The organism is Pedococcus sp. P3_C7, assembly GCF_056402615.1.
Map to the genome: position 1 here is coordinate 412,465 of NZ_JBFUHC010000006.1, position 18,058 is coordinate 430,522.

General features: G+C 70.6%; 19 protein-coding genes and 1 pseudogene. 9 read left to right on the forward strand and 11 right to left on the reverse strand.

Annotated elements, in window-relative coordinates:
- Positions 1-46: 46 nt before the first annotated feature.
- Together AC1DS4_RS10260 and moeB are read right to left on the reverse strand one after the other, a co-directional pair.
- Positions 47-409 (reverse strand): MGMT family protein, encoded by a 363-nt coding sequence (locus tag AC1DS4_RS10260; protein ID WP_477632391.1) that lies wholly within the window; start codon positions 407-409, stop codon positions 47-49.
- A gap of 10 nt (positions 410-419) precedes the next feature.
- The gene (moeB, locus tag AC1DS4_RS10265; protein ID WP_477632390.1) at positions 420-1,646 is read right to left on the reverse strand and encodes a molybdopterin-synthase adenylyltransferase MoeB; all 1,227 of its coding nucleotides are present in this window, start codon (positions 1,644-1,646) and stop codon (positions 420-422) included.
- Positions 1,647-1,737: 91 nt separating this feature from the next.
- Between moeB and AC1DS4_RS10270 the strand changes: the two genes are divergently transcribed.
- The 3 genes from AC1DS4_RS10270 (at position 1,738) to AC1DS4_RS10280 (ending at position 3,121) form a co-directional block, all read left to right on the forward strand.
- Positions 1,738-2,379: a TetR/AcrR family transcriptional regulator gene (locus AC1DS4_RS10270; protein ID WP_477615675.1), complete on the forward strand. Its 642-nt coding sequence runs from the start codon at positions 1,738-1,740 to the stop codon at positions 2,377-2,379.
- A gap of 79 nt (positions 2,380-2,458) precedes the next feature.
- Positions 2,459-2,680 (forward strand): DUF3107 domain-containing protein, encoded by a 222-nt coding sequence (locus tag AC1DS4_RS10275; protein WP_477615674.1) that lies wholly within the window; start codon positions 2,459-2,461, stop codon positions 2,678-2,680.
- 174 nt (positions 2,681-2,854) lie between these two features.
- Positions 2,855-3,121, forward strand: a complete 267-nt coding sequence (locus AC1DS4_RS10280; RefSeq protein ID WP_477615673.1) for a GlsB/YeaQ/YmgE family stress response membrane protein — start codon at positions 2,855-2,857, stop codon at positions 3,119-3,121.
- Positions 3,122-3,185: 64 nt separating this feature from the next.
- On the opposite strand, the gene AC1DS4_RS10285 is transcribed toward AC1DS4_RS10280, so the two are convergent.
- Positions 3,186-3,878, reverse strand: coding sequence for a ferritin-like fold-containing protein (locus tag AC1DS4_RS10285; protein WP_477615672.1), 693 nt, complete (start codon positions 3,876-3,878; stop codon positions 3,186-3,188).
- Positions 3,879-4,086: 208 nt separating this feature from the next.
- Between AC1DS4_RS10285 and AC1DS4_RS10290 the strand changes: the two genes are divergently transcribed.
- Positions 4,087-5,721 (forward strand): DEAD/DEAH box helicase, encoded by a 1,635-nt coding sequence (locus tag AC1DS4_RS10290; RefSeq protein WP_477624177.1) that lies wholly within the window; start codon positions 4,087-4,089, stop codon positions 5,719-5,721.
- A gap of 113 nt (positions 5,722-5,834) precedes the next feature.
- Here AC1DS4_RS10290 and AC1DS4_RS10295 read toward each other — a convergent pair.
- The 7 genes and pseudogenes from AC1DS4_RS10295 to AC1DS4_RS10325 all read right to left on the reverse strand — a co-directional run.
- A pseudogene (locus tag AC1DS4_RS10295) lies at positions 5,835-6,275 on the reverse strand (GNAT family N-acetyltransferase); the annotation flags it as partial.
- A 25-nt stretch (positions 6,276-6,300) separates the two neighbouring features.
- Positions 6,301-7,347, reverse strand: a complete 1,047-nt coding sequence (locus AC1DS4_RS10300; protein ID WP_477624175.1) for an NAD(P)-dependent alcohol dehydrogenase — start codon at positions 7,345-7,347, stop codon at positions 6,301-6,303.
- A 101-nt stretch (positions 7,348-7,448) separates the two neighbouring features.
- Entirely contained in the window at positions 7,449-8,189 is a 741-nt protein-coding gene (locus AC1DS4_RS10305) for a ParA family protein (protein WP_477624174.1), read from the reverse strand.
- Positions 8,190-8,288: 99 nt separating this feature from the next.
- A complete protein-coding gene (locus tag AC1DS4_RS10310) occupies positions 8,289-9,149 on the reverse strand; it encodes a RecB family exonuclease (RefSeq protein ID WP_477624173.1) in 861 nt (286 codons plus the stop codon).
- Between the two features lie 10 nt (positions 9,150-9,159).
- Positions 9,160-9,777 (reverse strand): MarC family protein, encoded by a 618-nt coding sequence (locus tag AC1DS4_RS10315; RefSeq protein WP_477615666.1) that lies wholly within the window; start codon positions 9,775-9,777, stop codon positions 9,160-9,162.
- Entirely contained in the window at positions 9,774-10,634 is an 861-nt protein-coding gene (locus AC1DS4_RS10320; protein ID WP_477624172.1) for a PHP domain-containing protein, read from the reverse strand. Before AC1DS4_RS10320 ends, AC1DS4_RS10315 begins: the two co-directional genes overlap by 4 nt.
- Positions 10,635-10,683: 49 nt before the next feature.
- The gene (locus tag AC1DS4_RS10325; protein ID WP_477624171.1) at positions 10,684-11,058 is read right to left on the reverse strand and encodes a YciI family protein; all 375 of its coding nucleotides are present in this window, start codon (positions 11,056-11,058) and stop codon (positions 10,684-10,686) included.
- A 182-nt stretch (positions 11,059-11,240) separates the two neighbouring features.
- Here AC1DS4_RS10325 and AC1DS4_RS10330 point away from each other — a divergent pair, with 182 nt between their 5' ends.
- Positions 11,241-11,759 (forward strand): MaoC family dehydratase, encoded by a 519-nt coding sequence (locus tag AC1DS4_RS10330; protein WP_477624170.1) that lies wholly within the window; start codon positions 11,241-11,243, stop codon positions 11,757-11,759.
- Between the two features lie 46 nt (positions 11,760-11,805).
- On the opposite strand, the gene AC1DS4_RS10335 is transcribed toward AC1DS4_RS10330, so the two are convergent.
- Positions 11,806-12,345, reverse strand: coding sequence for a MarR family winged helix-turn-helix transcriptional regulator (locus tag AC1DS4_RS10335; protein ID WP_477624169.1), 540 nt, complete (start codon positions 12,343-12,345; stop codon positions 11,806-11,808).
- A gap of 197 nt (positions 12,346-12,542) precedes the next feature.
- Between AC1DS4_RS10335 and glpK the strand changes: the two genes are divergently transcribed.
- The 4 genes from glpK to AC1DS4_RS10355 all read left to right on the forward strand — a co-directional run bounded on the left by glpK (position 12,543) and on the right by AC1DS4_RS10355 (position 18,054).
- A complete protein-coding gene (gene glpK, locus AC1DS4_RS10340) occupies positions 12,543-14,066 on the forward strand; it encodes a glycerol kinase GlpK (protein WP_477624168.1) in 1,524 nt (507 codons plus the stop codon).
- Positions 14,050-15,789: a glycerol-3-phosphate dehydrogenase/oxidase gene (locus AC1DS4_RS10345; RefSeq protein ID WP_477632389.1), complete on the forward strand. Its 1,740-nt coding sequence runs from the start codon at positions 14,050-14,052 to the stop codon at positions 15,787-15,789. Before glpK ends, AC1DS4_RS10345 begins: the two co-directional genes overlap by 17 nt.
- 94 nt (positions 15,790-15,883) lie before the next feature.
- Entirely contained in the window at positions 15,884-17,299 is a 1,416-nt protein-coding gene (locus AC1DS4_RS10350; protein ID WP_477646032.1) for a cryptochrome/photolyase family protein, read from the forward strand.
- On the forward strand, positions 17,296-18,054 hold the full coding sequence (locus AC1DS4_RS10355) for a CPBP family intramembrane glutamic endopeptidase (protein WP_477632387.1): 759 nt from the start codon (positions 17,296-17,298) through the stop codon (positions 18,052-18,054). The genes AC1DS4_RS10350 and AC1DS4_RS10355 overlap by 4 nt, the downstream gene beginning before the upstream one ends.
- Positions 18,055-18,058 lie beyond the last annotated feature (4 nt).

Sequence of the window (18,058 nt, forward strand, 5' to 3'; positions counted from 1 at the left end):
CACCATCCGCGACCGACAGTCGACCGGCCGCCACGCCCTGCGGAGCTCAGGAGACCGGCGGCGGGACAGGGACCTTCGCCTCCAGCCACCGGGCCCGCGCCAGGTCGACCCGTCGCCCCTCGACCTGACCGCGGACGAGAGGGGTGCCCTCCTCGCGGTAGTGCGCCAGCGCCTCGGCCTCGAGGCCTTGCGGAAAGTAGCCGCCGGACCGGATCACCCGCCACCAGGGCACGTCCGAGCCGTATCTCGCCATGACGGTTCCGACACCGCGGGGGCCGCCACGCCCGAGCAGCTCCGCGATGTCGCCGTACGTCATCACCTTGCCCTCGGGAATCGTGTCCACCACCTCGAGCACGTCGTCGGCGAAGTCGCTCGGGGCACCACCGACCCGCCCTGGCTGCGTGACCATCCCAGTCTCTTCAGTAGACCGGCAGGCTCGGGTCGACGTCCTTCACCCAGGCCAGCACGCCCCCGGTCAGGTTGGCGACGTCGCCACGGCCCCTCGCGGCGAGCAGCCCGGCAGCCTCCGCTGACCGCACCCCGGACTTGCACATGACCACGACCGGTATGCCGGGTGGCAGCTCGTCGGCGGCCGTCCCGTCGCGGAACCGGTCGAGGTGCAGGGCCCGGGCGCCGGGGATCGACACGACCGCACGCTCCCCCGGTTCGCGGACGTCGACCAGCTCGAAGTCCCGGTCCCCGCTGTCCCGCTCCGCCAGCATGGCGGCCAGCTCCGTCGCCGACACCTCGGCGAACGCGGCAGCCGGCGCGCGGCTGCCATCGCCCTCAGCCTGGACGGACCCGGACACGGAAGCACCCGGCATACCGCAGAACTGCTCGTAGTCCACGAGCGAGGTCACGGTCGGCGACCCGCCGCACACGGGGCAGTCGGGGTCGGCGCGGACGGTGAGCGAGTCCCAGGTCTGGCGAAGGGCATCGTGCACCAGCAGGCGTCCCACGAGCGGATCACCTTGTCCCACAATGAGTTTCACTGCCTCGGCCACCTGGACGGACCCGATCGCCGCGCACAGCACGCCGAGCACACCGCCCGTCGCGCAGGAGGGAACGGCATCGGGCGGCGGGGGCTCGGGGAACACGCAGCGGTAACAGGGGCCCCGGCCGGCGAACCAGACCGACACCTGGCCGTCGAAGCGGTAGATCGAACCCCACACGTGCGGCATACCGAGCAAGACGCACGCGTCGTTGACGAGGTAGCGGGTCGGGAAGTTGTCGGCCCCGTCGAGGACGACGTCGTAGTCGGCCAGGATCTCGAGCGCGTTCTCGGAGGTGAGCCGCACGTCGTGGCGGACGACGGTGACGAGCGGGTTGATGGCCGCCACCGTCTCGGCCGCGGACTCGGTCTTGGGACGACCGACGTCGGCGACCCCGTGCACGACCTGCCGCTGGAGGTTGGAGGCGTCCACGACGTCGTCGTCGACCACCCCGATGGTGCCCACTCCAGCGGCCGCGAGGTACATCAGCGCGGGCGACCCGAGGCCCCCGGCACCGACGACCAGCACGCGGGCGTTGGCCAGCCTTCGCTGACCCTCCAGGCCGACCTCGGGGAGCAGGATGTGGCGGGCGTAGCGGGCCTTCTGCTCGGTCGTCAGCTCCGGTCCGGGCGCAACCAGCGGTGGGATGGCCATGTGATGCAGGTTACCCACCCGTACGATGTTCACGACACCGCAGTCAGGCCGCACCACCGCCGAACGCTGCACCATCGAACAGAAGGTCCCCATGTCCCTTCGAGCAGTTCCAGGCACCGACAACGCCCGGGGCCAACGCCTCCCACGCTCCGCCCGCCGCGCCCAGCTCCTCGAAGCGGCCCAGGCCGCCTTCGTGGAGTCCGGCTACCACGCGGCCGCGATGGACGACATCGCCGATCGCGCCGGCGTCTCCAAGCCGGTGCTCTACCAGCACTTCCCCGGCAAGCTCGAGCTCTACCTCGCCCTGCTCGACAAGCACAGCGAGGCGCTCGAACAGCTCGTCCGCGAGGCCCTCGCCTCCACCCAGGACAACCGGGAACGGGTCTACGCCACCATCGCGGCCTACTTCGACTTCGTCTCCCGTGACGGGGCGGCCTTCCGGCTGATCTTCGAGTCCGACCTCACGAACGAGTCCGCGGTCCGCAACCGCCTCGACGCCGTCGGCCTGGTCTGCGCCGAAGCCGTGGCCGAGGTCATCGCCGAGGACACCGGGCTGACCGACGAGGACGCCTCGCTGCTGGGTATGGCGCTCACCGGGATCGCGCAGGTCAGCGCCCGCCACTGGCTCGCCCAGGGGTCCGACGTCCCCAAGGAGGAGGCCGCCCTCCTCATGGGTGCGCTCGCCTGGCGAGGCCTCGGGTCGTTCCCCAAGGTGGGCGGGGAAGGTTCCTGACACACCGCTCGTTAGCCTTGTCGAGAGTTCCGCACGCGCTCGTATGCCGCGTGCCCACCCAACCCTGAAGGGAACCACCGTGGAGGTCCGCATCGGCGTCCAGAACGTCTCGCGCGAGGTCGTCTTCGAGTCGACCGAGAACGCAGCCGACATCGCTGCCGCCGTGAGCAAGTCGCTCGAGAAGGGCACCGTCCTCACACTCGTCGACGACAAGGGGCGCCAGCTCCTCGTCCCGGCCGCGGTCCTCGGCTACGTCCAGATCGGCGAGTCCGACAAGCGCGGCGTCGGCTTCGGCGTCTGACCCTCCCCTGGCAGGCCCCTCTCGCGGCCCTGACCTGCACCGATACCGGGCAGATCGTGTCCGCACCGTGACGCAACACGCCGTTGGAGTATGTGCGGTTTGGCGCGATTCATGGTGGGGTAATGACGCAATGCGATCGGTCAGCCGCTCGCTCACACGAAAGTGAGGCAGCACATGGAGATCATCGGTGTCATCATCGCGGGTGCCATCATCGGCGCCCTCGCCAAGCTAGTCATGCCGGGTCGCCAGGCCGGCGGGATCATCGTCACGATCGTCCTCGGCATCATCGGCGTCATCATCGGTTACTACCTCGCAGCGGCGCTGGGGGTCGAGGCCACCAAGGGCGTCGACTGGCTCCGCTGGATCATCAGCATCATCGTCGCGGTGGTGCTCATCGCCATCTACGGTGCGGTCACCGGGCGAAGGAACACCACGGTCTGAGACCACCCGCCTCACCCGAAAGGGCCCGGACCGCAACGGACCGGGCCCTTTCGCATGCCCGCCCTCAGGCGGCGAGGCCGAGACGACCCATCCGGCGGGTGTGCTCGTCAGTGAGGCGGGCGAACATCCGGCCGAGCTCGGCCAGGTCGGCGCTCGGGCGATCGGGACCGCCGATGCCACCCACCATGAGCGAGGCCAAGGCGTCGCGCTCGACGGCCACCTGCTGGGCCTGGGAGAGCGCCTCCCCCACGAGCCTGCGGCCCCACAGCGCCAGGCGCCCGGCGATCTTGGGATCCGCCTTGATCGCCTCGCGCACCACCTTGACGACGAACTCGGCCTGCCCCACGTCCTCCATGGCCGAGTGCACCAGCGCCTGCGTCGAGGGGTCGACGTACGCGGCGATCTCGCGGTAGAAGTCGGTGGCGATGCCGTCGCCGACATAGGCCTTGACCAGGCCCTCGTGCCAGCTGCTCGGCTTGGTGCGCTCGTGGAACGCGTCGATCGGGGCGATGAACGGCGCCATCGCGACCTCGGGGTCGATCCCCATCTCGTCCAGTCGGGCGACGAGGATCTCGTAGTGCCGGAACTCGGCCACCGCCAGCCCGGCCACGGCAGCCTTGAGCGGCTGGGTCGGCGACAACTCGCTGTCCCCGGCAAGTCGGGTGAACGCAGTGAGCTCGCCGTACGCAAGCACTCCGAGGAGGTCGGCGACTGCGTCGCGGTACTGCGGATCGGCCAGCCAGTCGTCCTTGGTCATGCCCGTCACCCTAACGTCGGGGCCCTCGGTGACCCTCGCCGATGCGGGGATGTCGGGGCCGCACCGCTAGACTCAGGTGGTCAAAGGTGCCCGGTCGGCACGAATCAGCCGCGGACACGGTCCGCGCTACCCATGACGAAGACCTCCGATCGGCCCGCTGTGCGAGCGCCACCCCGACTGTGGGGGCGCCCCCGATCGAGAGAACTCCATGACTGAGACCACCTCGGGCACCCACGCGCCCGACGCCGAGCTGTCCGATGCCACCACGCCGGACACCACCGCCGACGCTCCCGTCGCCGCACCGGCCGACCCGACGTTCGCCGACTTCGACGTCCACCCCGACATCGTCGCCTCGCTGGGCGACGCCGGCATCGTGACGCCCTTCCCCATCCAGGCGATGACCCTCCCGGTCGCGCTCAGTGGGCACGACATCATCGGCCAGGCCAAGACCGGCACGGGCAAGACCCTCGGCTTCGGCGTCCCGATGCTCAACCGCACCGTCGCTCGCGGCGACGCGGCCTGGGACACCTTCCCGCACGCCGGCAAGCCGCAGGCCCTCGCCGTCGCCCCGACGCGCGAGCTCGCCGTCCAGGTCGCCGCAGACCTCGAGCGCGCCGGCAAGCGGCGCGGCATCCGCGTGCTCACCGTCTACGGCGGCCGCGCCTACGAACCCCAGATCGAGGCGCTGAAGAACGGCGTCGAGATCGTGGTCGGCACGCCCGGTCGCCTCATCGACCTGGCCAAGCAGGGCCACCTCGACCTCTCGCAGACCAAGTCGGTCGTGCTCGACGAGGCCGACGAGATGCTCGACCTCGGGTTCCTCCCCGACGTGGAGAAGCTGCTCGCGATGACCTCGCCGGCCCGTCAGACGATGCTCTTCTCGGCGACCATGCCCGGCGCCGTCGTCGCCCTCGCCCGTCGCTACATGCGTCAGCCGACGCACATCCGCGCGATGGGTGACGACCAGGAGAACGCCCACACGGTCAAGGCCGTCGAGCAGTTCGTCTACCGCGCCCACGCGATGGACAAGGTCGAGATGCTGGCCCGCATGCTCCAGGCCGACGGCCGAGGCCTGACCATCATCTTCAGCCGCACCAAGCGCACGGCCGCCAAGGTGGCCGACGACCTCACCGAGCGCGGGTTCGCCGCCGCGGCCATCCACGGTGACCTCGGTCAGGGCGCGCGCGAGCAGGCCCTGCGCGCGTTCCGCAACGGCAAGGTCGACATCCTCGTCGCCACCGACGTCGCGGCCCGCGGCATCGACGTCGACAACGTCACCCACGTCATCAACTACCAGTGCCCCGAGGACGAGAAGACCTACCTGCACCGCATCGGTCGCACCGCCCGCGCCGGCAACACCGGCATCGCGGTGACCTTCGTCGACTGGGACGACCTGCCGCGCTGGGGCATGATCAACAAGACCCTCGACCTCGGCATCCCCGAGCCCGAGGAGACCTACTCCTCCTCCGACCACTTCTACGAGCAGCTCGACATCCCGCGCACGGCCAAGGGCCGCCTGCCCAGGGCCGCGCAGAAGCTCGCGGGCCTGGGCGCCGAGGTGCTCGAGGACCTCGGCGAGACGGGCAAGTCCGGTGGGCGTCGCCCCGGCGCCGGCCCGAGCCGCGACGGTGGCGGCCGTGGCCGTGGCCGTGACGGCGGCAGCCGCGACGGCGCTGGCCGTGGCGGTCGTGACGGCAACCGTGATGGCGGCGGCCGTGGTGGCGAACGTCGCGCGGAGAGCGCACCGGCCGAGGGCGGCGAGGCTGCGGCCAAGCCGCGCCGCAACCGCAACCGTCGCCGCACTCGTGGTGGCGCCGGCGCGGGCGAGGCCACCCAGGCCTGACGCCCCCACCCACTGACAGACCAGGTATGCCGCGCGGCGCCCGCCGCGCGGCATACCTGTGTGTCAGGCCGGGCGGTCGAGGCGCAGGATGTAGTGCAGCGGGTCGCCAGAGCTCGCCACGAGGCGACGTTGGCCGCCACGACCGACACGAGAACCGTTGGTGCGTCAGGGAACTCGTCGAACGACCGGGCGACGAACGCAGCGATCATCGCCGTGCCAAGCCCCTGGCCGTATGCCGCGGGGTCACCCAGCAGGTAGTCGATCGTCAGTGCGCCCTCGGGGACCGCGACGAGCGAGGAGAAGTCCGCGAGGTTCTCGGCGTAGTCACTGACCCGGGAACGCTGCACCAGCCCGACCGGTCGACCGTCCACGACGGCCAGCCAGTCCTGGTTCGGTTCCGTGCCGTCGACCGAGGGCCCGAAGTCACGCTCGACCGCGCCCCGCGACCACTCGTGGTTCCACCACCGGGCCACGGGCGGGGCGGCCAGCCACCGGGAGAGCAGCGCGAAGTCGGCGCGCGTCACGCGCCGGAACTCCACGGCATACCCGCTCATCGGTGGCTCGGCCGCGCCGAGGGCCTCAGGCGCCGATCGTCGCGGTGTCGATGACGAAGCGGTAGCGCACGTCGGAGCCGACGACGCGGTCGTAGGCCTCGTTGACCTGGTCGGCGCTGATCGTCTCGATCTCGGTCGCGATGCCGTGCTCGGCTGCGAAGTCGAGCATCTCCTGGGTCTGCGGGATGCCGCCGATGTTGGAGCCGGCGAGGACCTTGCTGCCGCCGAGGAGGGAGAACGCCTGGAACGTGCTCGGCTCGCTCGGCGCCCCGACGTTGACCATCGCACCGTTGGGTCGCAGCAGGGACAGGTACCGGTCGAACGGCAGGTCGGCGCTGACGGTGTTGAGAATCAGGTCGAACTGGCCGCGCAAGTCCTCGAAGGTCGCGTCGTCCTTGGTGGCCCGGTGCTCCACGGCGCCGAAGGCCTTGCTGTCAGCCTCCTTGGCGGTCGTCTGGCTGAGCACGGTGACCTCGGCCCCGAGGGCGGCGGCGAACTTCACGCCGAGGTGGCCCAGGCCGCCCAGGCCGACGACGGCGACCTTGGTGCCAGGGCCGGCCCCCCAGCGCTTCAGCGGGTTGTAGGTCGTGATGCCCGCACAGAGCAGCGGTGCGGCGACGTCGAGCTCGAGGGCGTCGGGGATGCGGACGGCGAACCGCTCGCTGACGACGACCTGCTGGCTGTAGCCGCCCATCGTCTCCTCGCCGTCGTAACCCTTGCCGTTGTAGGTCATGACGGCACCCGCGACGCAGAACTGCTCCTGGCCGTCCTTGCAGTACTCGCACTCGCCACAGGAGTCGACCATGCAGCCGACGCCGACGCGGTCACCCACCTTGTGGCGGGTCACCCCGTCACCCACGGCGGAGACGACCCCGGCGATCTCGTGGCCGGGAACCATGGGGAAGATGGCGCTCCCCCACTCCTCGCGGACCTGGTGGATGTCGCTGTGGCAGACGCCGGCAAAGGCGATGTCGATGGCGATGTCGTCGTCACGCAGCTCGCGGCGCTCGATCGTCGTCGACGTCAGCGGGGCGCCTGCGGAGGCGGTGGACAGTGCAGCGGTGCGGGACATGATGCTCCTCGGGGGTCGGGTTCAGTCACCGTCCAGTGACAAGTCGGCTCGGCGCATCGCTATTCCGCCGCCGCGGGCCGGATCGCCCAGTGGGCGCCGGGTCAGATCTTCTTCGCGAGCGCTGCGGCGACGTCCCGGTAGGCCTTGGCGCCCTTGGAGGTGCGGGAGGTGGCCAGGATCGACCGCCCGACGGCCGGCGCCTCCGCGAAGCGCACCGTCTTGGGGATCGGCGGGTCCAGCACCGGCAGGTCGTAGCGCTGACCGACGTCGGCGAGCACCTCGCGGGCGTGGTTGCTGCGACCGTCGAACAGGGTGGGCAGGATGCCCCACACCTCGAGGTCCTTGTTGAGGATCTTCTGCACGTCGGTCACCGTGTCGAGGAGCTGGCCGACGCCGCGGTGGCTGAGCATCTCGCAGGGCATCGGGATGATCAGGCCCTGGCTGGCGGTGAGGGCGTTGAGGGTCAGGACGCCCAGGCTCGGCGAACAGTCGAGCATGATCACGTCGTACTCGCTGCGCACCTCCTCCAGCACCGTCCGCAGGATGTACTCGCGGCCGGGGCGGGGCAGCAGCTGGGCCTCGGCGCCCGCGAGGTCGATGACGCTGGGCACCAGGTCGACGCCGTCATCACAGGTGACGCGCACGTCGGCGATGCTGGCCCGCCCGAGCAGCACCTCGTTGATCGAGCTCTCGACCTCGTCCGGGTCCACACCGAGGCTGAACGTCAGGCAGGCCTGGGCATCGAGGTCGACGAGCAGCACCCGCTTGCCCTGCTCGGCGAAGGCAGCACCGAGGGAGGCCACGGACGTCGTCTTCGCGACGCCGCCCTTCTGGTTGGCCACCGAGACGATGGTGGCCGGTTTCGCGGATGTCCTGGCCACCAGTGGCTGCCCTTCTGCTGTGATTGCCTCGAGAGTTGCGCGTGCCGGTGGCCAAGTCTGTCAGGTGCGGACCGCGGGCTGCTCCAGGGCCGCCCAGTCGGACTTCTCCGGACCGAAGGCCTGACCCGCGGGGCAGTGGGCGCGGAAGTCGCACCACTGGCAGAGGGGACCGACGTTGGCCGGGAAGCGGCCCGAGTCGATGCCGAACTCGGCGTAGTCCTCCTCGGCCCTGCGCGCGTCCTGCGCGATCGACTCGGCCTCGGCGATCTTGCGCCTGAGCGACTCACCGGTGTGCTCGTGGGTGGCGACGGCGCCGGTCGGGAGGTGGTGCAGCTCGACCCGGACGCACTTGCGTCGGAACATCTTCCACGCGGCAGCGGCATAGAGCGCCAGGGGCAACGACGTGCGGGCGTCGTCGTCGGTCGGCTCCGAGCGGCTGGTCTTGTAGTCGACGACCGCCAGCTCACCGCCACGGTCGTCGAGCCGGTCGATGCGGCCCTGAAGGGTGAACACCTCGGTCTTGAGGGAGACCGTGCGCTCGATGCCGAGCGGCTGGTGGGCCGGGTCGACCTCGTCGAGGTAGTCGACGACCTGCTGCTGGGCCCGCTCGCGCCACTCGCGCGACTGGTCGGCATCGCGGAAACCGAGGTCGATCCAGGACGTCCGGACGAGCTCGGCGCCCGCAGCCGGGGTGCGCTGCTCGGCCGGCAGGTCCCACCAGTCGCGGAGCGCGTTGTGCACAGCCACACCGAACGAGGTGTGCGCACGCTGCGGACGCGAGGCCGGCGCCGGACGGTCGAGGTACTGCATGCGGTAGCGCCGTGGGCAGTCGACCCACGCCAGCAGCTTGCTGGGGCTCGCCCGGAACAGGCGCCGCGGCATACCCCCGAACTCCTGCTGCACGAACTCCCCCACGCTCACCTCGCCCACGTTAGGGGGTGCCGCTGACAAAGGCTCGGATGCTGTCGGCCACCATCTGCACGGCGATCGCCGAGAGGAGCAGTCCGGCGATCCGGGTCACCAGCACGGTGCCGCTGTCCTTGAGCACCCGGTGCACCTGGCTGGCGAAGCGGAAGAAGAGCCAGACGACGAACATCGTGGCGACCAGTCCGGCTGCGACGGCGACGTAGTCGCTGACCGCGTCGGCCCGCTTGACCTGGAGCATCGTCGCGACGATCGCACCGGGACCGGCCAGCAGTGGGGTGCCGAGCGGCACGAGCGCGACGTTGACCCCGGCGTCGGCGTGCTGCTCCTGCTCAGACCCCGTCAGCAGCTGCAGGGCCACGAGCAGCAGGAGGAGCCCGCCGGCTCCCTGGAGGGCCGGCAGCGAGATGTGGAGGTAGGTGAGGATCTGCTGGCCGAACACGGCGAACAGGACGATCACGCCGAGCGCCACGAGCGAGGCGCGGCGGGCGGCTGCGACCTTCTGCTTCTGGGTCAGCGAACCCGTGAGCGCCAGGAAGATCGGGAGCGCGCCGGGCGGATCCATGATGACCAGCAGGGTCACGAAGACCGAGCCGAACGTCTGGAGGTTGATGATGTCGTTCACGTTCGTCCTGCCCTGACCACGTCGGTGCTGCTGGTTGCCTGCTGCTCGATCTGGGCGAGGACGTCGGCCGACGTCGTGTTCTCGCCGAGGCGGTTCTCCTTGCCCACGCCGTGGTAGTCGCTCGACCCGGTGACGAAGAGCCGCAGGCGCGCCGCGAGCTCCTCCGCGTGGCGCACCTCGCCCGGCCGGTGGTCGCGGTGGTACGCCTCGAGCCCCGCGAGCCCGGCCGCGCTCATCTCCTCGATGACCGCGTCGTCGACGGTCCAGCCGCGACCGTTGGCGAACGGGTGCGCCATCACCGGCACCCCGCCAGCCTCGCGGACGAGCTGCACCGCAAGCACCGGGTCGGGTGCGTAGTGCGAGGTGTAGTAGCGGCTGCCGTTGCGCAGGACGTCGGCGAACGCCTCGTCCCGGGTGCGCACGTAGCCGCTGGCCACCAGGGCGTCGGCGATGTGGGGACGCCCCATCGTCGTGCCCTCGCCCGCCTGCGCCCGCACCTCCTCGATCGTGACCGGTATGCCGTCGGCGGCCATCAGCTCGACCATCCGGTCGATCCGGGTCACCCTCGACTCCCGCGCCCGCTCCAGCTCGCGGAGCAGGCCCGGGGCCTGCGGGTCGACGAGGTAGCCGAGCAGGTGGACGCTGACGCCCCGGCGTGAGCAGGAGACCTCGACGCCACGCACCAGGTCCACGCCCACCTCGTGGGCGGCGGCCACGGCAGCCGGCCACCCGGCATACGTGTCGTGGTCGGTGAGGGCCACCACCTCGAGACCGGCGCGCGCCGCCTGGGCGACCACCACGTCGGAGGGTTCGGTGCCGTCGCTCGCGGTGGAGTGGGTGTGGAGGTCGATCGGCACGTGCCCAAGGGTAGGGCCCGGCAGGGATGCCTCGGGACAGCCGTCCCGGTCACTCCGCGACGGGGCGGAGCTCGACGGTCTCGCCGGGACCGGAGAACTTCTGCGCGACCTCCTCGGCCCGTTGCTGGGTGGGGACGTCGATCAGGAAGAAGCCGGCGAAGTGCTCGGTGGTCTCGGCGTAGGGACCGTCCGTGATCTTGCGGCGGCCGCCCGACCAGCGGAACAGCCTCGCGTCGTGGGGGCTGCCGAGGGCTTGGCCGCCCACGAGCTCGCCGCGATCGGACAGGTCCTCCAGCACCGCCTCGAAGTCGGACTGGAGGGCCGCGCGCTCCTCGGCCGACAACGCCTGGTGCTCGGGGATGAAGTCGCTGGTCGGGTGCCCCCAGGGCTGGGGGTTGGAGTGGATGAGGATGACGTACTTCATGGTTGCTGCTCCCTGGTCGGCGTGGGTTGGCCGTGCGGCCCTGTCACCACCCTGACGGGCGGGCGCTGGTCCTCTCGATCTTTGCGACGAAAACTTTCGCCCAGGCTCGACCACGCCGGCTGTGAGGGAACGCACGCGGCATACCGGTGTCCTTGTCCGGCTGCCATCGGCAAGATGGGCCCATGCAATTCGGACGCAGCTACGAGGAGTTCGAGGTCGGTGCGGTCTACAAGCACTGGCCCGGCAAGACGGTGACCGAGTACGACGACCACCTGTTCTGCCTGCTCACCATGAACCACCACCCCCTCCACCTCGACGCGAACTATGCGGAGAACACCACGCAGTTCAAGCGCAACGTGGTGGTGGGCAACTACATCTACTCGTTGCTGCTCGGCATGTCCGTGCCCGACGTCTCCGGCAAGGCCATCGCCAACCTCGAGATCGAGTCGCTGCGCCACGTCGCGCCGACGTTCCACGGTGACACGATCTACGGCCAGACCGAGGTGCTCGACAAGTGGGAGAGCACGTCCAAGGACGACCGCGGTGTCGTGTACGTCGAGACCAAGGGCTACAACCAGGACGGCACGCTCGTGTGCATCTTCCGCCGCAAGGTGATGGTGCCCAAGAACTCCTACCTGGAGGCGCGCGGCGGCGAACAGCCCGGTCGACCGACGCTCACCGAGCCCGAGCCCAAGGCCTGACCCCGCGCCACCTGACCCCGCGCCACCTGACCCGGCGCGGCACGGCTCACCACCGATTCCACGGATGGCGGCCACGGTCGACGTCGGCGACGCGGGCCAGGTCTTCGGTGAGGTCGGCCAACCTCCCTTCGGTGACGTCCTCGGCCACGACGTGGAGGGCGTCGTCGATCGCCCTCCGTGCGCACTCGTGCAGCCGACGACCTTCCTCGGTTGTCGACACCGTCACCGTCCGCTGATCGAGATAGCCGGTGGTCTTGTCGACCAAGCCCTGACCTGCAAGGTTTCCGACCGCCTGGCTGACCGACTGCGGCGCTATCTTGAGCCGGTCGGCGAGATTGGCGATGGGACGGGGGTTGGCCGCCAAGCCCAGGATGTCGAGCCCGGTCAGCGACACGTGCGACATGCCCTGGGCGTTCAACGTGCTGCGCACCAGCCCGTCGACCGCTCGCGACGCCAGGCGGAGGACGGACGGCAGGTCGACGACGGCTTCTTCCCTGGCCAGCGCCGCGGCCCGCTCTTCTGCCGCGAGCTCCCGGCGCTCAGCCCGCTCGTCCGCCTCGGACCAGAAGCCCTCGTTCTCGCTCACCGCGACAGTCTCTCTGCAGAACGTGAAACGAGCCTTCAGATATCCACAGGCTCGTTTCGCGTTCTGAATCGCCAACCGCCGCGCCCGCCGGTTTCCCGGCGCCAGGCGCGTGCCGGACCGGATCCAGAGGCGTGATCCCGAACACCCACGATCGGGTATGCCGGGCGGCTGGCAGAGCGCCGCACTAGGGTCGCGGCATGGCCGATTTCGTTGGCGCGGTTGACCAGGGGACGACGAGCACGCGATTCATGGTGTTCGACCATGACGGTGCCGAGGTCGGTCGGCACCAGCTCGAGCACGAGCAGGTCATGCCGCGGGCGGGCTGGGTCGAGCACAACCCGCTCGAGATCTGGGAGCGCACCCAGACCGTGATCGGTTCGACGCTGTCGCACCTCAACCTCCAGGCCGGCGACCTGTCCGCGCTCGGCATCACCAACCAGCGCGAAACCACCGTCGTGTGGAACCGCCGCACGGGACGGCCCCTGCACAACGCGATCGTCTGGCAGGACACGCGCACCGACCGGATCGCCCGCGCGCTCGACCAGTCCGGCCAGGGCGACGTGATTCGCGAACGCGCCGGCATCCCTCCCGCTGCCTACTTCTCGGCGGGCAAGGTCCAGTGGATCCTCGACAACGTCGACGGTGCCCGTGCGGTCGCCGAGAGCGGCGACGCGATCTTCGGCACGATCGACACCTGGCTGCTCTGGAACCTCACGGGGGGAACCGACGGGGGCGTGCACGTCACCGATGTGACCAACGCGAGCCGCACCATGCTGATGGACCTCAAGACCCTCGACTGGGACGACGAGCTGCTCGGCTTCTTCGGCATCCCGCACACGATGCTCCCGACGATCCGGCCCAGCTCCGACCCCGATTTCTACGGCCACACCCTCGCGAACGGCCCGCTCGGCGGCGAGGTCCCGCTCGCCGGCGACCTCGGAGACCAGCAGGCCGCGACCGTGGGCCAGGTCTGCTTCGCGCCCGGCGAGGGCAAGAACACCTACGGCACGGGCAACTTCATGATCCTCAACACCGGCGAGGAGATCGTCCGCAGCGAGTCGGGACTGCTGACCACGCTCTGCTACCAGCTGGGCGACGCCAAGCCGGTCTATGCGCTGGAGGGTTCCATCGCCGTCACCGGGTCGGCCGTCCAGTGGCTGCGCGACCAGCTCGGCATCATCTCTGGCGCGGCCGACATCGAGCGGCTCGCCAACCAGGTCAAGGACACCGGTGGCCTCTACTTCGTTCCCGCGTTCTCCGGCCTGTTCGCGCCCTACTGGCGTCCCGACGCCCGCGGCGCCATCGTCGGGATGAGTCGGTTCAACACCAACGCCCACCTGGCGCGGGCCACCCTCGAAGCCATCTGCTACCAGACCCGCGACGTCTCGGACGCGATGACCAAGGACTCCGGCGTCGAGCTCGAGGTGCTCAAGGTCGACGGCGGGGTCACGGCCAACAACCTCTGTATGCAGCTGCAGTCCGACATCCTCGGCGTCCCCGTGTCCCGGCCCGTGGTCGCGGAGACGACCGCGCTCGGTGCGGCCTACGCTGCAGGTCTGGCCACCGGCTTCTGGTCAGGCACCGACGAGCTCCGCGCCAACTGGCAGGAGTCCCAGCGGTGGTCACCGACCTGGTCGGACCAGCAGCGCGCCGACGGGTACGCCGGGTGGCGCAAAGCCGTGGAACGCACCCTGGACTGGGTGGATGTCGACGAGGGGTAGCACGATGGGACTGGCAGGCACGAACACCGCGCTCTCACCGCAGGGGCGCGAGCACGCCATCGACGTGCTCGGCAGTGGCGAGGAGCTCGACCTGCTCGTCATCGGCGCCGGCGTGGTCGGGAGCGGCACGGCCCTCGATGCCGTGACGCGGGGGCTGTCGACCGGCCTGATCGAGCAGCGCGACTTCGCCAGCGGCACCTCCTCACGGTCCAGCAAGCTGATCCATGGCGGTCTGCGCTACCTCGAGATGCTCGACTTCGCCCTCGTCAGGGAGGCCCTGCACGAGCGCGGCCTCCTGCTCACCCGCCTCGCGCCCCACCTCGTCCGTCCCGTCCCGTTCCTCTACCCGCTGACGCACCACGTGTGGGAGCGCGCCTACGTCGGATCCGGGATCGCGCTCTACGACGCCATGTCGATGAGCTCCGGCGGTGGCTCGGCCCTCCCCCACCACCGGCACCTCACGCGGCGCCAGGCGCTGCGACTGATGCCCAGCCTCAAGAGCAGCGCCCTCACGGGTGCGGTCCAGTACTACGACGCCCAGGTGGACGACGCCCGCCACACGATGGAGCTCGCACGTACCGCCGCCAGCTATGGAGCCCACATCGCGAACCGCGTTGCTGCCATTGGTTTCCTGCGTCAGGGCGAGCGCGTCACGGGCGTGCGCGCCATCGACAAGCTGACCGATCGCGAGTTCGAGATCAACGCCAAACAGATCGTCAACGCGACGGGGGTCTGGACCGACGACACCCAGGCGATGGTCGGCGAGCGGGGACAGTTCCACGTCCGGGCCTCCAAGGGCATCCACCTCGTGGTGCCCCGCGACCGCATCCACTCCTCCACCGGGCTGATCCTGCGCACCGAGAAGTCGGTGCTGTTCGTCATCCCCTGGGGCCGCCACTGGATCCTGGGCACCACCGACACCGACTGGGCCCTGGACAAGGCCCACCCCGCGGCCACGCGCGCTGACATCGACTACATCCTCGACCACGTGAACCGCGTGCTCGCGACGCCACTGACCCACGAGGACGTCGAGGGCGTCTACGCGGGCCTGCGACCACTCCTCGCCGGCGAGTCCGAGTCGACGAGCAAGCTCTCGCGCGAGCACGTCGTCACCCACAGCGCCCCGGGCTTGGTCGTCGTCGCCGGCGGCAAGTACACGACCTACCGCGTCATGGCCAAGGACGCCGTCGACGAGGCGGCCCAGGCCATCGCCGGCCGGATCGCCGACTCCACGACCGACACCATCCCCCTGCTCGGCGGCGTCGGCTACCAGGCCGCGTGGAACCAACGCCAGTCGCTGGCCCGTGCCTCTGGCCTGCACGTCGCGCGGGTCGAGCACCTGCTGCGTCGCTACGGCTCGCTCACCCAGGAGATCCTCGACCTCCTCGCCGAGCGACCCGAGCTCAAGGAGCCACTGGACGGTGCCGAGGACCACCTCAAGGCCGAGGTCGTCTACGCGGCCTCGCACGAGGGCGCCCTGCACCTCACCGACATCCTGACCCGGCGCACCCGCATCTCGATCGAGGCCTGGGACCGGGGCGTCTCCGCCGCGCCGGCCGCCGCGGCTCTCGTCGCTCCCGTCCTCGGCTGGGACGAGGCGCGCACGAAGGAGGAGGTCGACATCTACCTGGGCCGGGTCGCGGCCGAGCGAGTCAGCCAGACGATGCCCGACGACGCCTCGGCCGACGAGGCGCGTCGCAGCGGCCCCGACGGCACCCTCTGACCTTCAACACACATTGAACATCGCAGGTCAGCGGGTTACCGTGAGCCGTCCCGGGTCTCCCTGAGCCTTTCCAGCCCCATGAAGGAGCGTCCGCGTGTCCCCCTCGAGCATCCTGTGGTTGCGCCGGGACCTGCGTAGGGGCGATCTCCCGGCACTGGGCGCAGCCCACGAGGCCGCCCAGGACGCCGCCCCTGCCGCGGCGGGTGGTGGCGGGCAGGGCGAGGTGGCCGTCGTGTTCGTCCTCGACCCGGCCCTGTGGCGAGGCGCAGGAAACGCGCGCCGCGCCTGGCTGGCCGAGAGCATCACAGCGGTCGACGCGGCATACGAGGGGCGGCTCTGTGTGCGGGAGGGCAATCCCGCGACGGTGCTCCCGCAGCTGGCGCAGGAGGTCGGCGCCGGTTCCGTGCACGTCTCCCGCGAGACCACGCCCGCGGGTCAGCGCCGTGACCGCAAGGTCGCTGCCGCCCTCGCCGAGACGGGCGTCGACTGGGTCGAGACCGGTTCCCCGTATGCCGTGGGGCCGGGTTCGGTGGTCAACGCCGAGGGGGCGCCCTACAAGGTCTTCACGCCGTTCTCGCGCGCGTGGCGCGACCACGGGTGGCCCGCGCCGGCGATCGAGCCGAAGGGGCTGCGGTTGGCGCGGGTGCGCTCCGACCAGTCAGGGCTGAGCACCCTGCAGAAGGCGCGGGCGGCCGCGGACCTCCCGAGCCTGCCCGAGGCGGGGGCGGGCGCCGCGCTGCGACGGTGGGCGGACTTCCGCGACGGCGCCCTCGCCGACTACGCCACCGACCGTGACCGCGCGGACCTCGACGGGGTCTCGAGGCTGTCGCCCTACCTCAAGGTAGGGGCGGTCCACCCCCGCACGTTGCTGGCGGACCTGGCAGACGGGCGCCGTCACCTCGGCGACGGAGCCGAGCGGTTCGCCACCGAGCTGGCGTGGCGCGAGTTCTACGCGGACGTGCTGTGGCACCACCCGTCCTCGACGTGGCACGACCTGCGCACACCCCTGTCGGGGATGGACTACGACGAGGCGGGTGACGCGGTCGACGCGTGGCGCCAGGGACGCACCGGATACCCCGTCGTGGACGCGGCAATGCGCCAGCTGCTCCAGGAGGGCTGGATGCACAACCGGATGAGGATGGTCACCGCCAGCTTCCTCACCAAGGACCTCCACGTCTGGTGGCCGATCGGGGCGAGGCACTTCCTGGACCACCTCATCGACGGCGACATCGCGTCGAACAACCACGGCTGGCAGTGGGTGGCCGGCACGGGCACGGACGCCTCCCCGTACTTCCGCGTGTTCAACCCGGTGACGCAGGGTCTGCGCTTCGACCCCCACGGTGACTACGTCCGGCGCTACGTGCCCGAGCTCGCGCACCTCTCGGGCAAGGCCGCCCACGAGCCCTGGAAGAGCGCCGACGGCTTCGCCCGCGGTTATCCCGAGCGCATCGTCGACCATGCCGAGGAACGCCGCGAGGCACTGCGACGCTACGACGCGGCACGCGCATGACCGGCCCCGCGACCCCACACCCGGCTCAGGGACTCAACCCCGTCCGGGAGGTGCGTGACTTCATCCGGGCCGCGCTGGTGCAGCCGGTTGCCCGTGACCACACCGAGAGCGACCAGGCCTTCCGTCGCCGTCGCCTGGTCGCGTTGGTCACCCTCGTGGTCGGCGCCGTCGTCCTCGGTTTCGCACTGCGGATCCGGCCCGGCGACCCGCTGTTCTACGTCGCGACGCTCGGCCTCGCTGGCGTCTGGACCGCTGGTGCGCTCGTGTCCGGGCCCCTCCACCTGGGGCGAGCGCACACCCGCGCCGGAGGGGAGGACGCCCGGCCCATCGTCCAGTCCCTCGCCCTCGGGGCGCTGCTGCTCGTCCTGTTCCTGGCCGGCGCCGCGGTCGTCGCCCACGTCCCGGTCCTGCGCAACCCGGTGGAGCACCTGCTCGACCATGCACGCCTTGGGTCCCTGGCCCTCGTCACCCTGCTCACCGCGGTCAACGGCGTCGCCGAGGAGCTCTACTTCCGCGGCGCCCTCTACTCCGCCGTCGGACGGCGCCACGCGGTGGCGATCACCACGGTCGTCTACGCGCTGACCACGGCCGGGGCCGGCATACCGCTGCTCGTCCTCGCGGCCGCCCTCCTCGGCCTCGTCACCGCACTCCAGCGGCGGGTGACCGGCGGCATCCTCGGCCCGATGATCACGCACCTGACGTGGTCGCTGGGGATGCTCTTCCTCCTACCCGTCGTCCTGTCCACCGGAAGCTGATCCC